We start from the raw sequence: 21,502 nt of genomic DNA on the forward strand, positions 1-21,502 counted from the left end.
CAGAAATGCGTCTTATTCGCTGATTTTTCCTGAGGACCAAATTTGCCTTTTGGTCCTCAGTTTTCTCTTTCCATTGAAATTCATATCTTTACCTCAACTAACTGCTTTTACCTTTTGCTGCCATCCAGAATATCCATATCACCCATTAACCGAGCAATAGAAACCGGTGGAAGCAGGCCTGTTGTGGTGATGGCAGATGACTTTGAGGAGTATATTTGTAAGTACGACTCTAATGGCAAATTGATTAATGAGTATTGTTCACTCTGTTTTCTTCATGCTTGGGGTATTCCCCACCTACCAGGAGCGTTAGTGACCATACTGCCTGAACATATTAATCACGAAGTAATTTCAAACAGGACGCAACCTCACCATTTCGATAAGCCAACCTTTGGCCTGCGTTATCAGAAAGAAACGGTAGACGTATCCAACATGTTGGTCGGCCTCAAGGGCAATTATCACGAACTAGGCAAGTATCAGAGCAGGAATACATTGTTGAAGATTGCGTTGTTTGATTTATGGCTGGCTAACACCGATAGGAGCACAAACAACTATAACCTATTGGTGCAATCTTTAGGCGATGTATTTCAGATTATCCCAATAGACCATTCCGACGTTTTCGATGGTTGCCGATTAGGGCAGGAGCTGGCTCAACTCACGGCGGAAGACAGTATCTTATATGCTGATTTGGCGCACGTTTTGCTGTATAATCCAAAGAAAATAGCCAAGGAGGCCAATGCTATTTTGGATAACTTTCCTACCTTTGTATTAAATTGCGGTAATGTGTTGCCCGATATTGTTGCAGGGATGCCTGATGAATGGTGTTCTAATAAACAGCAATTGGAACAGCAGATCCGCGATGCGGTTATCGAAAACGACACTTGGTTGAATAATACCGAGGCCAACTTCAGAGAATTGGTGGCGCCGCTAACAAAAGGAGCATGATGAAGACGTTTTATTCCATCCTGTATTGCAGTATTCGTCCGAATCAGGATGAACGCATTACTATTGGCTTATTTATGGCTGATGGTGTTCAATGTCATTTTTCCTATTCAGCTGATAAGCTGAACGTTATTAAGGATTTGCTACCTGATGGCGGATATCAGCTCGTTAAATCAAATTTACGCGCTATCGAGCAACTTGCCGCATCATGCCAGTCTGATCTGTTAAAGGTGCATAAAGGCCAGCGCTTTTTAAGCGAGAGCTATTTAGAATATCTTTCCGTTTATGCAAACAACTTGCTTGCTTTCTCCAAGCCTGTACCGCTGAATGTTGCGCTTGATGAGAACACATTCGATAAGCTTTTCGAAAAATTCGTGTTCACTTTGCCTAGGCAGCAAGAGCGCGAGCGGGATCCCGTTGCCCATGCAAAGCAACGGTTGGTAAAGTCAATCGGCGATCGTGTAAACTTTGATGTCGAGCTTACTGACAATGATGTTGCAGGCCTAATTGTTCCGTCAAGAGTGTCATTTATCGGAAGGAATGACGTAAAGGTGGTAGGGGAAATGAGTGATTTCGGTAAAGCCCTTCATGCACTTAAGCTTCAGGTTCGAGCACACCTTTTTTTGGTTGACACCATTAGACGACATGAGAAAGGTGCTAAATTTTTCTTTGTAGGCGATGAACCTTCCAAAAAACTGAACGACCATCACGATATTTGGCAAAGCTTAAAAAATTACAAGCCTATTCAATGGGTGCCGACTGATGAGGTACAACAAATAGAGGAGTACGTCGCTGAACATCAGGTCTTACCCTATTTTGATATAGTTGAATAATCGAAACGTAACTAACTTAACTGCTTCTTTCTCTTATTCAGATTTTTCGGAATGACGAAGAGCTTGCAACCGATTCCTGATGGCAGACTTTTTAAAATAATATATATTTTCTTCTTCTGGCAAAAGGTCAAAGTCAGTCGGCTCAATTATCCAATTACGTTCATCTCCTTCGTCTTGATTAGTCACCACGAAAACTCTTGTCTTATTGTCTGAAAAAATGTCTTTTAGTTTCATTTCTGTCTATCGTTTAGCCTTGCACATAACGGGCCGCGTATTGGCGATGGGCGGGATTTTGCACTAAAGTTCAATCGAAGAACAATGTTGGCTGGGCTTTTATTTATACAGTTCATTCAAAAAGTCAAAGCAAAGTTTGTCTTCTTTTTCTCTTATTTCGTCGGCTTTTTTATTTTTATATTCCCACTTACCTAAGTAATTTTTATTAATCAAATTTTTGATTATATCACTTTTGTACATTTCAAAAAGTGATGGATATTCGTCTTCAACTTCTAAACATTTAGTAACTTCTTCTGGAACGGAAAAATCGGCAGTACTCATATTAACACCGTCTTTTCTTATTTCGACAATTTCAATATACATATTGTAGTCCCTTAAAAATGTTTCTACACTCTTTCCTGCAAATTTATCTTTGTCAGAATAATCTACCTGCCAATATCCAATACGTGGCGATGAAAGTGGGTCAGTTTCAATACACCTGTGTTTTTTATAGTAATTGTTATCTCCGTAAATTTTTGCTTTGTAACCGTAATTGTGTAAGCTTCCCTGAAAAAAAGACTGTTAGAGAATAGAAAAATGATTGATAACTTTAACGGTGTATTATGAAAGGGAAACGATTCAAACCGGAGCAGATCAGCAGGATCCTTAAGGAGTTCGAGGCAGGAAAAAGCGTTCAGGAACTCACGCGAGAACATGGTGTTAGTGCCGCCTCATTTTACAAATGGCGGCAGCGATACGGCGGGCTTGACGGCAGCGAGCTGAAACGTGTGAAAGAACTTGAGGAAGAAAACCGTAAGCTTAAGCGTATGTATGCAGAGCTTGCCCTGGATTTAGAGGCGGCCAGGGAAGTGATTGCAAAAAAGCTTTGAAGCCCTGCCAGAAAAAACAGATTGCCCAGGAATTGATGGAGTCAGGGAAAGGCATCAGCAGGGCGTGCCGGGTGTTGGGATTGAGCAAGACGTGTTACTATTATAACAGTATACGTGACGATAGCGATGTGGAATCAGCCCTACGTCAGAAAGCGGAGGATTTCCCGCGTGAAGGTTTCTGGAAAGCGTTCAGGAGATTACGCCGGGAGGGCCATTGCTGGAACCACAAGCGCGTCCACCGGGTATACAGGCTCATTGGACTGAACATCAGGAGGAAAGCAAAGCGGCGGTTGCCGCAAAGGATAAAGCAGCCGCTTGTTAAACCCATATCGCCCAACGACACCTGGTCTATGGACTTTATGAGCGACGCACTAAGCAATGGCCGACGGTTCCGTTCTTTCAACGTAATGGATGATTTCAACAGGGAAGCGCTGCATATCGAAGTGGACTATTCCCTGCGCAGTTCCCGGGTCGTCTGGGTATTGAACCACCTGATCAAACGCAGGGGTAAGCCGGGGAAAATCAGGATGGACAACGGCCCGGAGTTCATATCCCAGCTTTTAACGGAATGGAGTATGGTCAACGGCATTGAGTTTATCTACATTCAGCCCGGCAAGCCCACGCAGAACGGTTTTGTGGAAAGATTGAACGGGACCTACCGCGATAATGTGCTGGACTGTTACCTGTTTGACACCCTGGATGAAGTGAGGGAAATTACCTGGCAATGGATGGATGACTACAACAATCACAGACCGCACGACAGCCTGGGTAATATGTCGCCAACGGAATATGCTACTCTTTCGGCTTTTGAAGGCGATAAACAGGCGTGTTAGGGCAGTTAGGTTTAGGTTAATTTGATGAGAATTTTGTAAAATTACGCAGTCTTAATTGGGGGAAGCCGACAAGTTTATCTCATTTACAATGTTATTTCTTGTTTTGTCGGCAAATGAGTCAAAATAATTTCCTGTGTAAAGTTTCATTGTTTCGGTGTCGTTTTAAAAATAGCCTATAACTAGTAAATACACGCAATTCTCCCTGTTTAGTCTTATTTTGTATAGGTTGTTAATCAGTGTGTTGGGTTATTTTCTATATTGCGAGTTTATATTGTTTAACACGTTACGGTTATCAAAAATGCGCAATGCGTGTTTTGAATAACCATAATTGCCCAATAATCCAGAATGCGCATGTCCAAACCAATATTTATCTGTTGTCACTTTTTAACCAAAAAATCCACTTACTTCAGGCCCAGGCTGCACTATTGGTTTCGTTAAAATTAAAAACTAATATAATAAAATCCAAACTTTAAATAGGGGAGTGGCTACGCGCCTGCTATTTCCCTAAATCAATAATGCCGATGGCTCATTAGCCAATTTTTAAAATAGTCGTATTGCATGCAACCAAACGCCAATCCAAAGGTTGTGATTTTTTAATGATGTTACATTACGGTTTACCGTAATGGCTTGGAAGCCGTCGTATGGCGCTAATTGGGCGGAAATGGTCGGATGAGTTTTGAGGTTAGCGAGGTAATTCTTATCTTCGTCCTAGGTTTAGGTTGATAGCCCCTAATCCCATTGGGGCGGATTCCCGTTATCTTACGAGGTAACGGGTTTCTTTTTTTATCACTTCCGGCACAGGATCGACGTCGCGTACACGCCTGTCAGTACTAAGCATCTCACACCACTGGTCCAGCAATACCACCTTTTTATACTGATCCTTTTTATTCGCAGTAAGCCAATGTGTTACCCCGCCAAAGACCGCCCTTCACTTGCTAATACAAACAGATATAACGAATATTGCAAACTAAAATAATTAGTAATACAGCGATAAGAATGGGGCGTCACGTGGTACATTGCGATCTGGATACGTTCTTCGTATCAGTGGAGCGGCTGCTGAACAGCAGCTTGGTGGGCAGGCCGGTGTTGATAGGGGGCGGCAGCGATAGGGGGGTAGTGGCTTCGTGCAGTTACGAGGCCCGGCGGTTCGGCATCCACAGCGCCATGCCCATGCGGCTGGCCCTGCGGCTGTGCCCCGAGGCGGTGGTGGTGCGGGGCGACCACGACCTGTACAGCCAGTACTCGGGCATCGTCACCGAAATCATCGAGGAGGTCACCCCGGTGGTCGAGAAGGACAGCATCGACGAGCACTACCTCGATATCACCGGCATGGACCGCTACTTCGGCTGCTGGAAATGGACACAGGAATTGCGGCAACGCATCATCAAAGAAACCGGGCTGCCCATCTCGTTCGGCCTGTCGGTCAACAAAACGGTGAGCAAGATTGCCACCGGCGAGGCCAAGCCCTGCGGCGAAAGGGAAGTGCAGGGCGGTGCCGAGCGGCCCTTCCTCGCCCCGCTGTCCATCCGCAAAATACCCATGGTGGGCGAAAAGTCCTATACGCTACTGCGCAACATGGGCATCCACCGCATCGGCACGGTGCAGCAAATGGAAGCGTCCACCATGCGGCGTGTGCTCGGCGAAAACGGCGTCACCATCTGGCGCAAGGCCAACGGGCTGGACGATGCACCCGTGGTGCCCTTCCGCGAGCAGAAGTCCATGAGCAAAGAGACCACCTTCCAGCAGGACACCATCGACGTGGATATGCTGCGGCGGGTGCTCGCCGGCATGGTCGATGCCCTCGCGTTCGAGCTGCGGTGCGAAAAGAAGCTCACCGGCTGCGTCACCCTCAAGATACGGTATAGCAATTTCGACACCCACACCCAGCAGCTGCGCATCCCGTACACCAATTCCGACCGCACGCTTACCGCCAGGGTGGGCGAGCTGTTCAAAAAGCTTTACAGCCGCCGCATGCTCATCCGGCTCATCGGGGTCAGGTTCTCGCACCTCATCCACGGTGCCTACCAGGTAGACCTGTTCAACGATACGCTCGAAGAGGTGAGCCTCATGCAGGCGATGGACCGCATCCGGCTGCGCTATGGCACGGAGGCCATCGTCAAGGGCATCTGCCTTCCCGACGGGATGCCGGCCAAACCGACGAAAGGAGGGCGCCGTGCTGCTCAACGTCCATAGTTACTATTCGCTCCGGTACGGCACGCTCTCGCTGGATGACCTCATCCACGGCATGATGCACCACGGATACGACACCGCCGTGCTCACCGACATCAACACCACCACCGGGTCGCTGGATTTCCTGAGAAAGGCCCGCGCCGCCGGACTGTCCGCCTTGGCGGGGATGGAATTCCGCAACGGCGACGCGCTGCTGTACATCGGCATAGCGCGCAGCAACGACGGCTTCCGTGCGCTCAACGAATTCCGTACACGTCACAACCGCGATGGAAGGCCGCTGCCCACGCGGCCTCCCGAACTCGGCGATACCTTCGTCGTGTACCCCTACGGGGCGGTGCCACCCGCAGACCTCCGCGATAACGAATACATCGGCATCCGCACGCAGGAGCGCAACCGCATCCGCATGGAGCCCGCCGCCCACCTGGAGCGGTATGTCATCCTCGCACCCGTCACCTTCGCCCCGCAGGATTACAAGCTGCACCGGCAGCTGCGCGCCATCGACCACAACCTGCTCTATTCGCAGCTGGAGCCGCAGATGGTCGCCCCGGAAGACGAGGTGTTCATTCCCCGTACGCAGCTCATGGCGCTGTACCGCGATTTTCCGCAGCTCATCCGCAATACCAACCGGCTGCTGGGGCAGTGCAGCTTCGAGTTCGACTTCCGTACGATGAAAAACAAGCAGACCTTCACCGGCAACCGCTACAACGACCGGCAGCTGCTCATCAAGTACACCAACGACGGCCTGGCCCGCCGGTACGGAAAAAACGACAGGGAAGCCCATGCACGCGTAGCGCGCGAGCTGGAAATCATCGAGCAGCTCAATTTTTTCAGCTACTTCCTCATCACGGATGATATCTGCCGGTACGCCCGCGGCCGCGATTTCCACTACGTAGGGCGGGGCAGCGGCGCCAATAGCGCTGTGGCCTATTGCCTAGGCATCACCGATGTCGATCCCATCGCGCTGCACCTGCCCTTCGAGCGCTTCCTCAACCCCAAGCGGCAGTCGCCTCCCGATTTCGATATCGACTTCAGCTGGAACGAGCGCGACGAGATGTACGACTACATCTTCAACCGCTACCAGTCGGGCCACACCGCCCTGATGGGTGCCATGGGCACGTTCCGCAGCCGCAGCATCCTGCGCGAGCTGGGCAAGGTGTACGGCCTGCCCAAGGGCGATATCGATAGGCTTGTCAACGAGCCCGAACACCTGCTCAACAAGAACGAGGTCACCAACACCATCCTGTCGGTATACAACCGCATGGCCGACTTCCCCAACCAGCGCACCATCCACGCCAGCGGCGTGCTCATTTCCGAGCTGCCGCTCACCCACTATTCGGCCTTGGACTACCCGCCCAAGGGGCTGCCCACCATGCAGTTCGACATGTACGTGGCCGAAGATATCGGTTTCGAGAAGTTCGACATCCTCAGCCAGCGGGGCATCGGCCACATCAAGGACTGCCGCGAGATCGTGCAGCAGAACCGCGGCGAGACCATCAGCACCGACAACCCCAAACGGTTCTTCACCGACCCGCGGATCGCCGCCCAGCTGCGCAGCGCCAACACCATCGGCTGCTTCTACATCGAGAGCCCCGCCATGCGGCAGCTGCTCACCAAGCTGCGGTGCGACGATTACCTCACGCTGGTGGCCGCCTCGTCCATCATCCGGCCCGGCGTGGCCAGCAGCGGCATGATGGCTGAGTACATCCGCCGCCACCACGACCCCGCCACGGTCACCTACCCGCACCCCGTGTTCCGGGAGCAGCTGGCGGAAACCTATGGCGTGATGGTGTACCAGGAAGACGTGATGAAAATCGCCAACGCCTACGGCGGGCTCGATATGGCCGATGCTGACGTCTTAAGGCGCATGATGAGCGGCAAGTACCGCAGCCGCGACCACCTTGTTGAGATCGAGGATAAGTTTTTCAGCAACTGCCGGGCGCGCGGCTACGACGAGCAGGTCAGCCGCGAAATCTGGCGGCAGATGGAAAGCTTCGCCGGCTACAGCTTCAACAAGGCCCACTCGGCCAGCTTCGCCGTGGAGAGTTACCAGAGTCTTTACCTCAAAACCTATTTCCCCAAGGAGTTCATGGTGGCCGTGCTCAACAACTACGGCGGCTTCTACAACCGCAAGGTGTACGTCAACGAGGCCAAAAGGGCAGGGGCGAAGGTTCACCTGCCCTGCGTAAACAGCAGCGGCTACCAGGCCACCATCTGCGGCAGCGACATCCACCTCGGCTTCGACTGCCTCCTCAATCTGGAGGAACGGCTGGCCCGCACCATCCCCGAAGAGCGGCAGCGGAATGGCGACTACACCGGCCTGGAGAATTTCACCCGGCGCACCGGCGCCATGCTGGAGCAGCTCGTCATCCTCATCCGTACGGGTGCGCTGCGTTTCACCGGTACGGGCAAGAAAGAGCTGCTGTGGGAAGCCCACCTGCTGCTGTCGTCCGATAAGCGCGCGGCCCGGGCGGCCGGCCCGGCATTGTTCGAGTCGTTCAGCACCAAGCCCGTCCTGCCCCCGCTGGAGACCTCACCGGTGGAGGACCTCTACGACGAGATGGAGCTCATCGGCTTTGCCGTATCGGGCAGCCTGTTTGACCTGGCCCGGAGCGACTACCGCGGCGACGTCATGGCGGCCGATCTCCTGCAGCACGAGGGCAAAACGGTGCGCATGGTGGGCGATTTCGTGGCCGAGAAGACCGTCAAGACCAAGCGCGGCGACTTCATGAAGTTCGGCACTTTCTTCGATGCCGAAGGGGCGTTCTTCGATACGGTGCACTTCCCGCAGACGCTGCAGCGCTATGCCCTGCGCGGCGCGGGGCTGTACCTCATCGAGGGCCGGGTCGTCGTTGAGTTCGGCTGCCCCTCGCTGGAAGTGACTCGCTGCGGCAGGATGCCGCTGAAGAATGATCCACGGAGTGAATGATGCTTTGTTCTGTTTCGCCAATCAGCTCTGCTGGCTTCCATTTGATTGGTTCTGCTAATTCGATGTCCTCTATTTTGTATAGCTCAATATCCCTGATCGTTGAAAATGTCATCCGCACGTGAAGGCGTGTATTGGAGAAATAGTAATATCCGGCCACTGGCGTTGCTTTGCTTTTAGCTAAGTCTCTTAACTCCTCGGAGTTTTGCGTTATTTCAAGCTTTTAATCTCTTTATAATCTGGTCGAAAAGGTTCCGCTAATTGCTTTTTCAATTGCCCTTCTAAATCCAAAAAGTTTTCTGTTCGGATTGGTCTTCAAAAATGTCTGGGCGTTCTGTTTCATTAAATCTTGTTAAAAATTCAAACAGAACCAAAGCTTCGTCTTTTGTGATAGTCAGGTTTACGCCTCTGCCCAAGTTTACAATCAACTTAATTTCTTTACAATGGATTCTTATTAACTGTCCATTTTCAAAAAAGTATAGAATGTCATCACCATCATTTGGCTTTGGTTGTGGAACAATGCTGTCATTTATTTCTCTTGCGGTCGATGGGAAAAATGTGATTTCTCCTAAACGACCGTCGTCTTCATAAGTACTTTTTTCATCTTGGTCAATTGTGTTGTCCTAAAGTGGCATATAACGTTTTGAAAATTGTGCAGAAAGCATTGCTTGATTGGGAAATAGACTTTTTCCTTTTCTTTATATTTCATCCTTAACTCATTATTCCTTTCCCCCGATCTTATATCCCACCATCTCCCTGTCCGGCAGTAACGGCGGCCGTTTGATTTTATCGTTCAATTCATCAAGGTACTGAAATACTAGTTCGATGTTTTTATTTTGGTTATCCAGTGAGCGTTTTATTTTTTCTATTTCCAAGCGTAGCTCCGTATTGTCGGTAAGCATTTGCCTGATACGGGTAAAAACACGCATGATTTGAATGTTGACAGCTACCGCCCTTTCGCTATTCAGAATACTGGACAGCATAGCCACTCCCTGCTCGGTAAAGGCAAAGGGGGTGGCAGGACTGAATTTGACTCCTTCAGGTAGGTTATCACAAATTGTGATAAGCTCCTGCCATTCATCCTTGGTAAGCTGAAACATAAAATCATCCGGGAACCTGTTTTGTTTCCTTTTCACTGCTTGTTTGAGTATGCGATTTTCCACTTCGTACAATGCAGCAAGATGAAAATCCAACATCACTTTCTGTCCTCTGATGTTGAAAATTTGATTCATTACAGATTCAGTAGCTATCACTATCTCGTCGTTATCTAGTTCGGTTTTTGTCATAAGTTGGTCGTTTAGCCTTGAGGTCACAAATTGTGACCTCAAGATGGATAGTCTACTTGAGGTAAGTATAGGTGTTTAGTTTTTGACGTCCAATAATATAGATAAAAAATGCTAAAAATTTTACTTTTTTGATTTTAAGTGATAATAATTTCGAGAAGCTCGACCAGCTCAGCGATATACCAATGAAGTGCCAATACTATCGATCTTGGTTAATTTTAACTCTCTAGTCCCTGCGTCATCACGATGCCGGCGCTGCGCGAAATCGTGACTAACATGGTGGTTCATCGTGATTACATGAATAGCGGTGATTCATCGGTAAAAATCTTTGACAATTGTATCGAGTTTTTCAACCCCGGCCATTTGCCGGATACAATTTCCATCGAGCAATTATTTGGAAAGCAAGTTGAATGCTTTGTGAAGCACGGAGCTGCCTATTTATAATAGCGAGTGAAGATAATCCGCTGTGTTTTTCAAACCGTTTTTTCTAAGGTTTTCCAATACCCGGTATTCATCCATAGCCGGATTTCTCCTATTTACCACCATGCGCCTGAAGGCTTCCACTGCTCGATCGTGGTTTAAATCTACGATATCAGCAAGGAAATCATCAGCAGACCTTGCCGTTAAGCCGAATGACGCCAGATAGTCCTTTGGAAAGTCTTTTAGGTTGTTGGTTACGATAATATTGGCATTTACTTTAATGGCTGCCGCTAATACATGGCGATCTTTTTCGTCCGGCAGATCAATGGTGCTTATCAACGATTCATAGTTGGTTACAAGTGCGTCAGGAAACGCCTGGTTGGCAATGTTAGATCTTCTTTTTGCTTCCTGTTCACTTATTCCTTTCCTCGCCATTACCTCTTCCCATTCGTCGAAAATATGCTTGCTCCATTTGGGCGTAAACAATTCAAAGTGCGCAAACCAAAACAAGAGATCCCTGATTTCTATTGGGTAAATCACATTGGTATCAAGCACGCATGTAAACCGCACACTATGCACCATAGAGGCCGAGTTCTTCGTCAGACTTCATCATTTCCGTCAGCAAATCTTCCCTTTTCTTTTGCGATTCCCTCTTGTATCCCATCACGTCTTCAAACCGCACCCTTCTGTGCCTACCTATCATTGTGAAGGGTATTTGGCCCTCTTCGAGCAATTTGACCAGGTGGGGCCGGGAACATCCCAGCAATTCGGCTGCCGCCTGTGTGGTCATTTCTGTAGCAATGGGTACCAAGGAGACAGATTTTCCCTGGCTGGTGGCTTTGAGAATCTCGGCCAGCAATTTAAGTGCTTTCAATGGTACCTTTATCTTTTCGGCAGTTTCTTCGATTTCGATTTCAGGATTTTCCGTACGGAGCCTTTCCAAAGTAGCAGCAAGCGTACCGTAAGATTGCATTGCTGCCAGTTGTTCTGCTTTGTTAGGTCTTTCGATATCTGCTAAGTATTCCATGTCTTCATTTTTATTGTATGCAAATATAAACGAAATATTCGAAACAAACAAAATAAAAGAAATACAAGTGTTTTCAGTTTCGATCATAGCTGATTCAGGGAAGTCTAGGAATAACGAAGTTATGTTTCTCCAGAAATAACTTTAGCGAGACATTTTAATTGATTAGAACGAGGTAATTTTAGGGTGGTAAGTGTGCTCTGCAGTTAACGCCATCTGATGGTTAACGAAAAAATTTAGTTATATAGGAGATTACAATTATACCTTGGTGGCTATTTTGGAAAAAAGACCATTCTGTTGTTATTTTGTGTTATGGATAACACTAACAAGCAATCGTCATTTTGGGAATTTTTGCCGCTTAGAGGCTTAGGGCCGATAGAGTTTTTAGATGATAGATCAGTAATACAGACTTATCAGAGCGAACTCGGTTTGGTCACAGCGGAAAGAAGCGAGAGTTTGGAGGAGCAAAAACAAAATCTACTCGAGACATTTAAGCTTTTAAGAGAATTTCTTAGTGAGGAGGATATAAAAAATACGATGGAAGGACTGGATACTTTCGGGGATAGTCGGGAAAATGTTTCTAGAGTGTTTATGGATTCTGGAATATCGCTGGAATATGAGGAGAATCAATTGCTGGAAATTTTCGCCGATGACAGAGCGAGTTAATGGTGTTGACTTGGCAGAGTACCATCCCTTAAACCTGATTTAAGCTGAAAGAGTGATGTAGGTGTTATGGATGGTAACGAGTACGGTTTGGTAACATCCTGAAATTGCTTACATATAATAGCCACTACTTGATCTGACAGTCAGGGGTTCAAAAAACTGTCAGATTAAGTCGTGACTAATTCAATCAAATTTAGTGAGATAATTCTTATCTTCGTCTTAGGTTTAGGTTGATAGCCCCTAATCCCATTGGGGCGGATTCCCGTTATCTTTCAGGTAACGGGTTTCTTTTTGTCACGTTATTGTTTTTTTAACATATCTTAACAATCCCGCTGTAACAAAGCGGGGCCGGGGTGCGTTATATAGTCAGTTAGTAAGATTTGTCTTTTCATAATTTAGGTTTATAATTGGTTAGTTAGCAAGCCCCGATTCTCCCCGTTTCGGGGCTTTGCTTTTAAGGGCTTACCTTATTTGCATTAGTATAAGGTTGGCTAAGATGCGAAGCGAGCAACGTTACAAGTATTGTTTGTTTACTCATATCAATTATAGGCCTTTCATCCGTATAGTGAGGCAACTTAAAAATATACTTAGATAACAAATTATGGCCTGGTGCTCTAATATTCGAGAAATCGTGCGCATCAATCACTTTTACAAAAGTCCTCGGATAACTTCCTTATAACGGCTAAGTAATGGATATTCGTGTTAGATTTGCATAAAAAATGCAAATAACTATTTTATTTCCTATTTTTATTTTTATTTTCTACCTTTGTATGTATAAAGATGAAGACATGTTAATATCATTTGCAGTTACGAATTTCAGGTCAATAAAAGAACGGATGGCGCTGGATATGGTTAAGACAGGCTTGAAAGGATTGGATTCCAATTTTTTTGGAGCTCCCACGAATAAGCGGTTGCTCAAGTCTGCAGTTATATATGGTCCAAATGCTTCGGGAAAAAGTGGTTTTCTATATGCGTTTAGGGCGTTAGATTATCTTGTTAATCGGTCCTCCGGATTTAAGCCGGAAGAAGGTTTAGCTCCGTATGAGCCGCACCGGTTGGATAAGTCATGTATAGATGCTCCGATTACGCTGGAGATATCCTTTGCATCCGAAGATATCCGATACGATTATACAGTATCATACAACAAGAAAAGAATCGAACTGGAAGAGCTTTACTATTATCCCCACAGTTCCCGGACACTTCTCTTTACCCGGAAAGCCGAACAAGAAACCAAATTTGGGGATTACTACAGGGGGCCGAAAAAGGTGCTCGATCGACTACTGGGCCCAAATCAGTTGCTCCTTTCAAAGGCAGCGGAAAACAATGTGGAGATGCTGCTGCCAGCATACCAATTTTTCGCTAATGAACTAACCGTCTATCCCTTCATGGCCGATAGGCACGAAAGCAGCGTTGCCAGGCTTTATGCCAGGCGATTAGCCGAAGATGGGCAATCCACTTTTTCCAAACGGTTCAATGCGTTAATTTGTGCATTGGATACCGGTATACAACAGGTTACGGCAGAGGAAGTGGATTGGAGTAAGTATGAGTTTCCGGGGAGTATTTCCGAAGAGGTCAAAAAGCAAATACAGGATGAATACAAATATGATATAAAAACGCGACATCCGGTCTTTCATGATGGTAAAGAAGTGGGTTTTGAAAAGTTTGATGTCGAAATTGAGTCCACCGGAACTAGGAGCCTTTTCGTTATAGGAGGTATTGTATTAGACGCGTTAGAGGAGGGTAAGTTGCTTATCGTAGATGAATTCGAAAAGAACCTACACCCTGTAATCACCGAGTATCTAATCAAATTATTTCATAACGACATCACCAATCCAAAAAACGCCCAATTAGTTTTCGCAACGCATGACGTGACGCAACTTTCAAATGATAATTTCCGTAGGGACCAGATATGGTTCACACAGAAAGACGAATATGGTGCTACTGAGTTGTTCCGTGCTTCCGATATCGGGGGTATAAGGCTCAACACGCCGCTAGATAAATGGTACGTATCTGGCCGTTTTGGCGCTACGCCGGTCATCGACGATTCGGATTTCTTAATCGCTATGCAGGAGGGCGATAGTGAGGAAGGTTAACAAACGCATATTGATACTCTGCGAAGGCGTAACCGAGAGCCTATACGCCAAGGCACTCCGGGCGGAGCTGCCCAAACCGTTGCAGCGATCAGTTGCGATTGAAATCGATTTTAGTAATAAGAATGATCCGTGGCACTTGGCTAACGAAGCCGTCAAGCGTGCAAGAAAAGCTAAAAAGGAGCGAAATCCCTACGATGCGGTTTGGTTGTTTTTTGATCATGACAACAGTCCGCATTTACAGCGGGTTTTTGAGTTGGTGAAAAAAGAGCAATATCATATCGCTTTCACGGCCATTTGTTTTGAGCATTGGCTCATTCTGCATTATGAGAATTGTGGGCGGGCGTTTCAAAATGCCGATGAGGCGATTAAATACCTCCGGAAGTTTTGGCCGGAATACCACAAGACCAAGTCCAAAGCTTTTGAAGAATTGCGTGACAAATTGAAAGTAGCTATTAAGCGGGCAGATGTGTTGGTGAGAAATCAGGAAGCCGGAACGCCGGTGTATATGCAGAATCCGCATTTTACGATTCCGGCATTGGTGCGGTATTTTGATGGTCTAAAGGCAGAACACGGTGGTTAATGTTAATAATTAGAAATATAAACAAATCTGTAAGTTGTTAATGGCGAACTTATTAAATGATGGTTTGTGAATGTGTTTTGATGGATGTGAATAATTCTACACCTGTGGATAACAATTGCTACCGTTCTGCTCTAATAAGTGAGATATTTGTACTAAAATAATTGGGATACATTGAAAGAAGAAAATTATGAATATGAATAGCAGTTGATAAGAGAACGGGAATTTCATAAAAAAGGCCCTAGGAATTGTCGAGGCTCCTAAGGCTCTAGTTTGTGAATCATCCTGCATCCGAGGAAATTTGAACGAGAATGACCTTTTATTCTTATTAAATAACGACGCAAAACTAAAATTTGTTTTGTACAATCAAAGTAAAATTTTAGTAACCAAAAGCCAATTCTCTTTCCTTGTATGCCACACAGTAGGAGGCAAAAACCCAAAGTTCGCGTAATACAGACAGGCTCGTCGTCCCTTTTCACTCGACTACTCGTTTTTTTTATGATAGGTTTGTTTATCTATATGTTGGCTACCTGCGGGGGTAACGGTGCCGATTGGTATCGGGGAAAGCCGATGCATATGCGATAGAACGGTCGAAAACTGTACGTATTACATAAGCTTATGCGCGGCTAGTGCAAAAAGACGCTCGGCCAAAATTCATTTATACATAATATGGAATACGAGCTGAATCCGCATCTTTTTATTAAATCGTAGATGATGACCTCTCGTATTGCCTTGCTTTTATTTGTCGTCTATTTATTAGCATCTTGTTTGCCGTCTGCCCGAAAACCTGTCACTGATGAAGCAAAAGTTGACTCGCTACTCGCTTTCCATTCGAGGACACTTTTTGAAGACTTGGCTGAAGATTTTAGCTTAGACTATAGACCAATGCCAGTTAGCGCGAAACCATACAGCCAAGCGCCAGAGGGGTGCTACGATGCTATTTTAGAATCGCTCGATAAGTTGGGGATCAAAGAGTTGGATACGCTGTCTTGGGCCATTGAAATGAAGCGGCGTACCGAATGGGATTCGCTCTTTTTTGGAGACAAGTTCAAGCTTGTTCCAGATGATACCATCCGCAGTATATTTGCCGATGACAGCCGTTGGTGGGGTTATTTCAATGAGCACATTGGTCCAGGCTTTTTGAGGTTTTCGTTACCCATATTCTTTAATGATTACCATTACGCGTTAGTTTATGCCAGTGAAAATTGTGGTGGATTATGTGGATATGGTGCATGGATGATTATGAGAAGGGAAGAGAAGCATTGGGTGAAAGTAGACGAGCATTGCTTTTGGATTAGTTGACTAGCATAAGGAGTATTGGAGCTTACGGGCATCATCATTTGCCCGAGCGAGGTGAAGGTGTTGTTGCGAAGGGGCGCATAGATGCGCTGGTAGGTGATCTTAACCGCGTTCTCCACCGATGGCTTATCCTTCGGCTTTGCCGGACGCGAGGCCAACAGGGCGATGTTATTATGGTTTGCACACTGCTGGAGCATATCGGTGAACTTCGGTTCATAGCGGCTGATACGCGACACCCACTGCTTCATGTTGTCCGATTTGGCCGACAGCGGGGACCCGCCGAAATGGTCCAGGCAATTGTTAAGCGCCCGCAGCACCTGCGGTAATGAGGCGTTGGGGAGCGCTTCCACATAGCCATAGCCGCTGAAGGGAAATACGGCCACCAGTACAGGGCAGGCCACAAGCTCGCCGCTTACGGTGTCCGCATAGTGCATCATGTCACCGGCGAAGTCCACCTGGAGCACCCTGCCGGGTTCATGCTCGAAGTGCATGGTGGCACCCCGGGAGAGGATATGTTCCTGCAGCAGTTCGCAGAACCGCGAGTATCCGAACCCCCCGGGATAATCCCTGATGTACTCCTGCCACAGAAGCAGGCGCGTAACACCGACTTTGCGCAGCTCGGATAGCATATAGGGGAATAGTGCTTCCAGTTCAGAGCGCCTGGGGTCTGGCTGCTCACGGGGTGGTTTATCGGCATTCAGGTAAACCTCCAGTTCGCTGTCGTCAAAAAGCAGGAGTTCGCGGAAGCTGAATCCGCTCTCCCCGAACCGCTTCAGGTAACCGGCAATCGTACGTCTGTTGATCCCGGTTTCCTTCTCTATGGCCCGCTGGGAAAAGCCACGGTCAAGAAATAATAATAATTGTCTTATCCTGTGCATACTAATGGGGTTGTTTGCCATATCGTTAGAGTCTTGTCGACGCCTAACTTAGCAATCCTTAAACTCCCCGTGGTGCACTTGCAGCGGAATTATTGGTGTACTTTGTGCCGGAATGGCAGTTCCTGAAAATCAATCAGAAAACCAACCTAATCCTAAACAACCCTTACAGACTGGTGTACTTTGCCCCGGAATCGGTGGTATATATTGGAGCGGAATAGTGGTGTACTTTGGGGTTCTGCCCCACTTTTGGTGGTTAAGAAGGAGTAAGGATCAATCTTCTTTCTAAAAGATCGAGCGAGCCGCGGCCGTACATCTGTCTTTTGATGGTCTTCAGGCGGTTCACATTCCCTTCCACGGGACCATTGCTCCATTTGGTGTCGAAGGCATTTTTTACCGCCTGGTAATCCTGCAACAGCCCGTTGGCAAACCCCGCAACTTCATTGATGCCCGAGTCGTTCGCCGCGTCAATCCATCCATCCAGCTCCCTGCTGCTTCTTTCTTTCAGCATCATATGCCTGAAGTCACGGACCAACCCGAAGGTTTTATCCAACTGGATAGATTTACTGCGTAGGTCCGCCAGGAACTTCTGCTGTGGTAAAGGTAATTTATCGGAATCCTGGAAGAATAGAGCCACGGCCTTGGAAGGCCGCCAGAATACGCTATCGGCCGGAAGCACCTTTTTCATTCGTTGCTTTTTCCCGCACCGGAGTCCGAATTGGGCCAATCCATCCGATAATGTACTGTACGCGCCCCGATAACCGCGCGTCTGCAATTCAGCAAGCAGTTGCTTCAACTGCAGGTCTGGCTCGGCGGCCAATCTTTCACTGATGAATTCCAGATGCTTACCCAGCCCCGAACTGAGCGTGCAATGCCTGCGCGGCAATTCATCGCAGTCCCGGTATTTCCTGATGGTTATCCGGCTCATTTTGGTCACCCTTGCGATTTCCCGGACCGGAATGTTCCGGGCCAGCATATCCTTCACCTGCCTGAACTTCTCATGCTGGCGGGGTGAGGCGAGGCTTCGGATCCGGGCTTTCTGCGCACCGGCCGATACCGCCTGGCTTTCCCGGGCCTTGCGCATGGCCACATGTTCACGCTCCAACATTTTGCGGACAGCCTCGCCAAGGTTTTTAAGCAGGTGCCACCGGTCGGCAACCTGAATGGCCCGCGGGGCACCGCAGCTCACGGCACGCCGGTAGTTTCCATAACGGTCACGCGATACGGTCCGGATCCCCGGGTGCGCTTTCAGCCATCCCGAAAGCGTATCTTCCTCCCGGTCCGGTAATAATCCGATGGGTTTGTTGGTCGAAAGGTCAACCAGGATGCTGCCATAGCGGTCCCGTTTCTTCATCGCCCAGTCATCCACCCCCAATTCAGTTACATTTGGGCGTTCGGGCATCGGAGCGGAATGCACCAGGCGCAATAATGTGTTATCGCTGGCCGGCATGGATAACAGGTTGCATAAACGCTCGCCAGGCCTGCCCCCGTTCTGTATGGCTAGATTGTACAATGCCTTTGCTAGCCTTTCTGTCTTCCGCTTATAAGCACTGAAGTGGTCGCCGAAACGTTCCGTGAATATCTTTACCGGACATTCATCCGTCCTGCACCGGAATTTCCTGGCTTTCAGGAACAGCGTACAGGGGCTGCCGAATGCGGGTAGGTCCGAAAATCGACGGGTATAGTAACTGTGGACTTTACCGGCAGGAAGGCAGCAATTCGGGCATAGGCATTGAGCTTGGACACTTTCGACATAGATATTGATACAATCGCGCAGCCTATCAACCGATACGACACGGTAGTGGTCTTCCGTATCCAAGATTATTTTTTCGGCATTCATCTGCCCTTTTTAACGAAGGTTTTAATGGATCAGGTATGGCGTCAGCACCAAAAGTGGGGCAGAACCACTTTGGCTCGGAATATCCAACTTATTTTCTCCAGGTCGGGAAAACCCACAGACAATCCGTATATTGAGTCCTTTAACGGGAGCTTCCGGGACGAGTGCCTCAACACAAACTGGTTCCTGTCGCTGGAGGATGCAAGGGAGAAAATCGAAGCCTGGAGGGTGGAATACAATACCTTCAGGCCGCACAGTTATCTGGGGGGACATGACCCCCGAAATGTTCATAGAACGTCAGGTCAAGAAAGCTGAATCCTCTACTTTAGGATGACTCGGAATTCGGGAGGAGGTCAATTCATATAGTCATCAATTAAAAATAGAGAGGGAGGGTCCGTTTCTTGCTACTGAATGTCCAAGTTCTCAGTTAAATTGATTTTGGCTAGCAAATAGTCTAAACTAGCGTTACTATAGCTTCGTGCCTCGTAATCATTTTGGATATATTTAAAACAGTTGGCTAGTTCGTTCCCTTCTTCGCTTCGTTCTAGTCTCGAAGAGATAGGTGTGCTTGGACCGCTTTCGCCGTTTACTTTTACAAGTTCAATTCTCTCTTCGTAATCGTGACCATTATTATAGAACCATAATAACAAGGCTTGCGAATAAACTAGGTTTCGGCCAATACTCTTTTTTAGATTGTTTGGGAACAAATCTGAAAACGCGTCACTTAATTGTTGTAGGTCAAGTTTGTTGCCCTCAATTTTTTCGTACAAATCACTTTTGAGAGTCTTAAGATAAACTAGTATAAAAAGTAGAGGGGGAAAAATGTATTGATTTGAACTAAATGATGATAGTATTAAACGTGTTACTCCAAACACCTTTTCTGCTTGTCGGAGTGAAGCGTCTGATTCATTGAATAATATTTCAGCTGTAGCTAAAAATGATGGAGCATCCTGGCGAAAGACAGAGTGCTTTTTCCGTCCTTCGGAAGAAAAGAAGTTTTCGAAAGCAAAATAACCGAAAAGATATTTGCAATAATTAACTCTTGACGGCCTTGGGATCTGGTATTCCAGATCAATAAACCGCCTAAGGTATTCATCTGTGTCTATTTGTTCGCTGCCGTAAAATCCTCGAACAGCACTCGCTAAATGCGCTTTGTCGATTGACAATACGAATATTATTCCCGGAACGGAAAAAAAATGCTTCAGTTGTTCAAGAACTTCTACCGCGTAGTTTGGACGACAACGATCCAATTCATCGATAATAAAAATCAAAGGTTTATCATTATCGGTCTTTTTGACGAACTTTTCCAATTCCTGCCGAAACTCAATGATAGTTTTCTTTTTTGAAGCGTATTCTTTTATTTCCGCTTCAAATATGTCGGCAACGCCTTTTGCAGTATTTTCGATGGCATTTACTACAACTTCAGTGTCTATATAGCGTTTTGCTAAAGCTTTCAAAAGTGCTGGAGCTACATTTCTCACTAAAACCGCCCCTTTCTCGACAACGGATTTGAAAGCCGCTTCGTTACCCGAACTGGTCAAGCTTTTCAGCTCAGACATTATCGCAATCAATGGGTTACTGTCAAAGTCGTTTTCCCAGGCGTTGAAGTAGACAGTTTGAAAATGCTCATTCTTCAAATGTTGCTGCCACATTTTCACAAAGGTCGTCTTGCCCGTGCCCCATTTATTGTTAATAGCCAGCACAAATCCATCCGCATACGTACTTACGATATTAGTCAATATAGAAGCATAGGGTTTCCGGGACAATTGACAGTTTTTGAACGGGTCATCTTCTGGTATATCTAACTCGTGGTGTTTGATTTTCATAAAAATATTTTAGTTAGTTTGCGAGTGAAGATAACATTTATTTTCTCCTCCTCAACCCCACCTCATAATACCCTTCCAGTTTCTTATGAAACTCCTCCGCGCGCTCAAGCTCGCGGCGCAAGCGTTCCAACGATTCAGCGATGCCAAGCTCCGGCGATCGGGCCACAAAACGGCCAAAATTGTAATCGGTAATCAGCACCGACCACTTGGTTTTAAATTCCTCCGGCGTGTACCATTTATCTTCAAGCCGGTCGTAGATCCATTGCTGTTTATTCCACGCATCAAGCATCAGCTGCTTTACAGCCTTGGGTATCGATTCCATCTTCTTTCCAATATGCCTTATCACGAAAGCAAATATACCGCTAAAAATATTAGCTTGTCAAATTAGGAAAGAAAGTTTTTTCGTGAGGCCCGGTGTTGCCATCTGGGGCCATCCATTTTGCAAACTGGGCGATTTATAATGCCGTAGATCTTGAGCATAGCGAATGGTTGAGGCTCTATTTAGTACGATGCTTCAACAACAATCCCTGCCATTGGCCGGGGATTGAGTAGCAGTTTTCGGATCTGCAGACGTATTGGTATTTTTCTACATTTTTACGTTCTTGACTGGTTGGGTGCCGTTTTACAATGCCCGCCAACGTTTTGCGGCTTGGCGTAGTGGCGGATTTTTAGCACAAAAGTTCAATCGAAGAACTGCACTTGAAACTAGCACAAAACTGTCATACGAAGCACTGAACCCGCCATTACGCCAAACCGCTGTTGAACTAAACCTCCGGTAGCCTTT

The 21,502-nt window shown here is 47.1% G+C and carries 18 protein-coding genes and 1 pseudogene; 10 read left to right on the top strand and 9 right to left on the bottom strand.

Going from position 1 to position 21,502, the window contains the following annotated elements:
• Positions 1-114 precede the first annotated feature (114 nt).
• Positions 115-942 carry a HipA family kinase gene (locus JHJ32_RS06585; protein WP_139378572.1) on the top strand — a complete coding sequence of 276 codons (828 nt, stop codon included), beginning with the start codon at positions 115-117 and terminating at the stop codon, positions 940-942.
• Positions 939-1,772 carry a hypothetical protein gene (locus tag JHJ32_RS06590; RefSeq protein WP_200120388.1) on the top strand — a complete coding sequence of 278 codons (834 nt, stop codon included), beginning with the start codon at positions 939-941 and terminating at the stop codon, positions 1,770-1,772. Before JHJ32_RS06585 ends, JHJ32_RS06590 begins: the two co-directional genes overlap by 4 nt.
• A gap of 33 nt (positions 1,773-1,805) precedes the next feature.
• Here the strand turns inward: JHJ32_RS06590 and JHJ32_RS06595 are convergent, their stop codons facing one another.
• Positions 1,806-2,006: a hypothetical protein gene (locus JHJ32_RS06595; protein ID WP_200120389.1), complete on the bottom strand. Its 201-nt coding sequence runs from the start codon at positions 2,004-2,006 to the stop codon at positions 1,806-1,808.
• Positions 2,007-2,105: 99 nt separating this feature from the next.
• On the bottom strand, positions 2,106-2,369 hold the full coding sequence (locus tag JHJ32_RS06600) for a hypothetical protein (RefSeq protein WP_079716057.1): 264 nt from the start codon (positions 2,367-2,369) through the stop codon (positions 2,106-2,108).
• A gap of 239 nt (positions 2,370-2,608) precedes the next feature.
• Here JHJ32_RS06600 and JHJ32_RS06605 point away from each other — a divergent pair.
• The 3 genes from JHJ32_RS06605 (at position 2,609) to JHJ32_RS06615 (ending at position 8,824) form a co-directional block, all read left to right on the top strand.
• A protein-coding gene (locus JHJ32_RS06605; RefSeq protein WP_139378560.1) for an IS3 family transposase occupies positions 2,609-3,708 on the top strand; the annotation gives its coding sequence in 2 pieces (ribosomal slippage) (positions 2,609-2,861 and positions 2,861-3,708; 1,101 coding nt in all).
• Between the two features lie 996 nt (positions 3,709-4,704).
• The gene (gene dinB, locus JHJ32_RS06610; protein WP_079718771.1) at positions 4,705-5,901 is read left to right on the top strand and encodes a DNA polymerase IV; all 1,197 of its coding nucleotides are present in this window, start codon (positions 4,705-4,707) and stop codon (positions 5,899-5,901) included.
• Positions 5,882-8,824 carry a DNA polymerase III subunit alpha gene (locus tag JHJ32_RS06615; RefSeq protein WP_200120390.1) on the top strand — a complete coding sequence of 981 codons (2,943 nt, stop codon included), beginning with the start codon at positions 5,882-5,884 and terminating at the stop codon, positions 8,822-8,824. Before dinB ends, JHJ32_RS06615 begins: the two co-directional genes overlap by 20 nt.
• Positions 8,825-9,540: 716 nt before the next feature.
• On the opposite strand, the gene JHJ32_RS06620 is transcribed toward JHJ32_RS06615, so the two are convergent.
• From JHJ32_RS06620 to JHJ32_RS06630, 3 genes are all read right to left on the bottom strand, one after another.
• Entirely contained in the window at positions 9,541-10,107 is a 567-nt protein-coding gene (locus JHJ32_RS06620; protein WP_079718770.1) for an ORF6N domain-containing protein, read from the bottom strand.
• Between the two features lie 435 nt (positions 10,108-10,542).
• The gene (locus tag JHJ32_RS06625; RefSeq protein WP_079718768.1) at positions 10,543-11,106 is read right to left on the bottom strand and encodes a putative toxin-antitoxin system toxin component, PIN family; all 564 of its coding nucleotides are present in this window, start codon (positions 11,104-11,106) and stop codon (positions 10,543-10,545) included.
• Positions 11,096-11,551: a helix-turn-helix domain-containing protein gene (locus tag JHJ32_RS06630; protein ID WP_079718773.1), complete on the bottom strand. Its 456-nt coding sequence runs from the start codon at positions 11,549-11,551 to the stop codon at positions 11,096-11,098. The genes JHJ32_RS06625 and JHJ32_RS06630 overlap by 11 nt, the downstream gene beginning before the upstream one ends.
• A 309-nt stretch (positions 11,552-11,860) precedes the next feature.
• Between JHJ32_RS06630 and JHJ32_RS06635 the strand changes: the two genes are divergently transcribed.
• The 4 genes from JHJ32_RS06635 (at position 11,861) to JHJ32_RS06650 (ending at position 16,183) form a co-directional block, all read left to right on the top strand.
• Positions 11,861-12,214 carry a hypothetical protein gene (locus tag JHJ32_RS06635; RefSeq protein ID WP_079718767.1) on the top strand — a complete coding sequence of 118 codons (354 nt, stop codon included), beginning with the start codon at positions 11,861-11,863 and terminating at the stop codon, positions 12,212-12,214.
• A 785-nt stretch (positions 12,215-12,999) separates the two neighbouring features.
• Entirely contained in the window at positions 13,000-14,304 is a 1,305-nt protein-coding gene (locus tag JHJ32_RS06640) for an ATP/GTP-binding protein (RefSeq protein WP_176146285.1), read from the top strand.
• A gap of 10 nt (positions 14,305-14,314) precedes the next feature.
• Entirely contained in the window at positions 14,315-14,884 is a 570-nt protein-coding gene (locus JHJ32_RS06645) for an RloB family protein (protein ID WP_200120391.1), read from the top strand.
• Between the two features lie 708 nt (positions 14,885-15,592).
• On the top strand, positions 15,593-16,183 hold the full coding sequence (locus tag JHJ32_RS06650) for a hypothetical protein (protein ID WP_200120392.1): 591 nt from the start codon (positions 15,593-15,595) through the stop codon (positions 16,181-16,183).
• On the opposite strand, the gene istA is transcribed toward JHJ32_RS06650, so the two are convergent.
• Together istA and JHJ32_RS06660 are read right to left on the bottom strand one after the other, a co-directional pair.
• Positions 16,072-17,058 (bottom strand): IS21 family transposase, encoded by a 987-nt coding sequence (gene istA / locus JHJ32_RS06655; protein ID WP_200120393.1) that lies wholly within the window; start codon positions 17,056-17,058, stop codon positions 16,072-16,074. The genes JHJ32_RS06650 and istA overlap by 112 nt on opposite strands.
• Positions 17,059-17,311: 253 nt before the next feature.
• A complete protein-coding gene (locus JHJ32_RS06660) occupies positions 17,312-18,895 on the bottom strand; it encodes an ISL3 family transposase (protein ID WP_200120394.1) in 1,584 nt (527 codons plus the stop codon).
• Positions 18,896-18,982: 87 nt separating this feature from the next.
• On the opposite strand from JHJ32_RS06660, the pseudogene JHJ32_RS06665 reads away from it, so the two are divergent.
• A pseudogene (locus JHJ32_RS06665) lies at positions 18,983-19,207 on the top strand (transposase); the annotation flags it as partial.
• Between the two features lie 89 nt (positions 19,208-19,296).
• On the opposite strand, the gene JHJ32_RS06670 reads toward JHJ32_RS06665, so the two are convergent.
• Positions 19,297-20,718 (bottom strand): P-loop NTPase fold protein, encoded by a 1,422-nt coding sequence (locus JHJ32_RS06670; protein WP_200120395.1) that lies wholly within the window; start codon positions 20,716-20,718, stop codon positions 19,297-19,299.
• A 37-nt stretch (positions 20,719-20,755) separates the two neighbouring features.
• Positions 20,756-21,040, bottom strand: coding sequence for a hypothetical protein (locus JHJ32_RS06675; protein WP_200120396.1), 285 nt, complete (start codon positions 21,038-21,040; stop codon positions 20,756-20,758).
• Positions 21,041-21,502 lie beyond the last annotated feature (462 nt).

The organism is Parapedobacter sp. ISTM3, assembly GCF_016533505.1.
GTDB classification, from domain to species: domain Bacteria; phylum Bacteroidota; class Bacteroidia; order Sphingobacteriales; family Sphingobacteriaceae; genus Parapedobacter; species Parapedobacter luteus.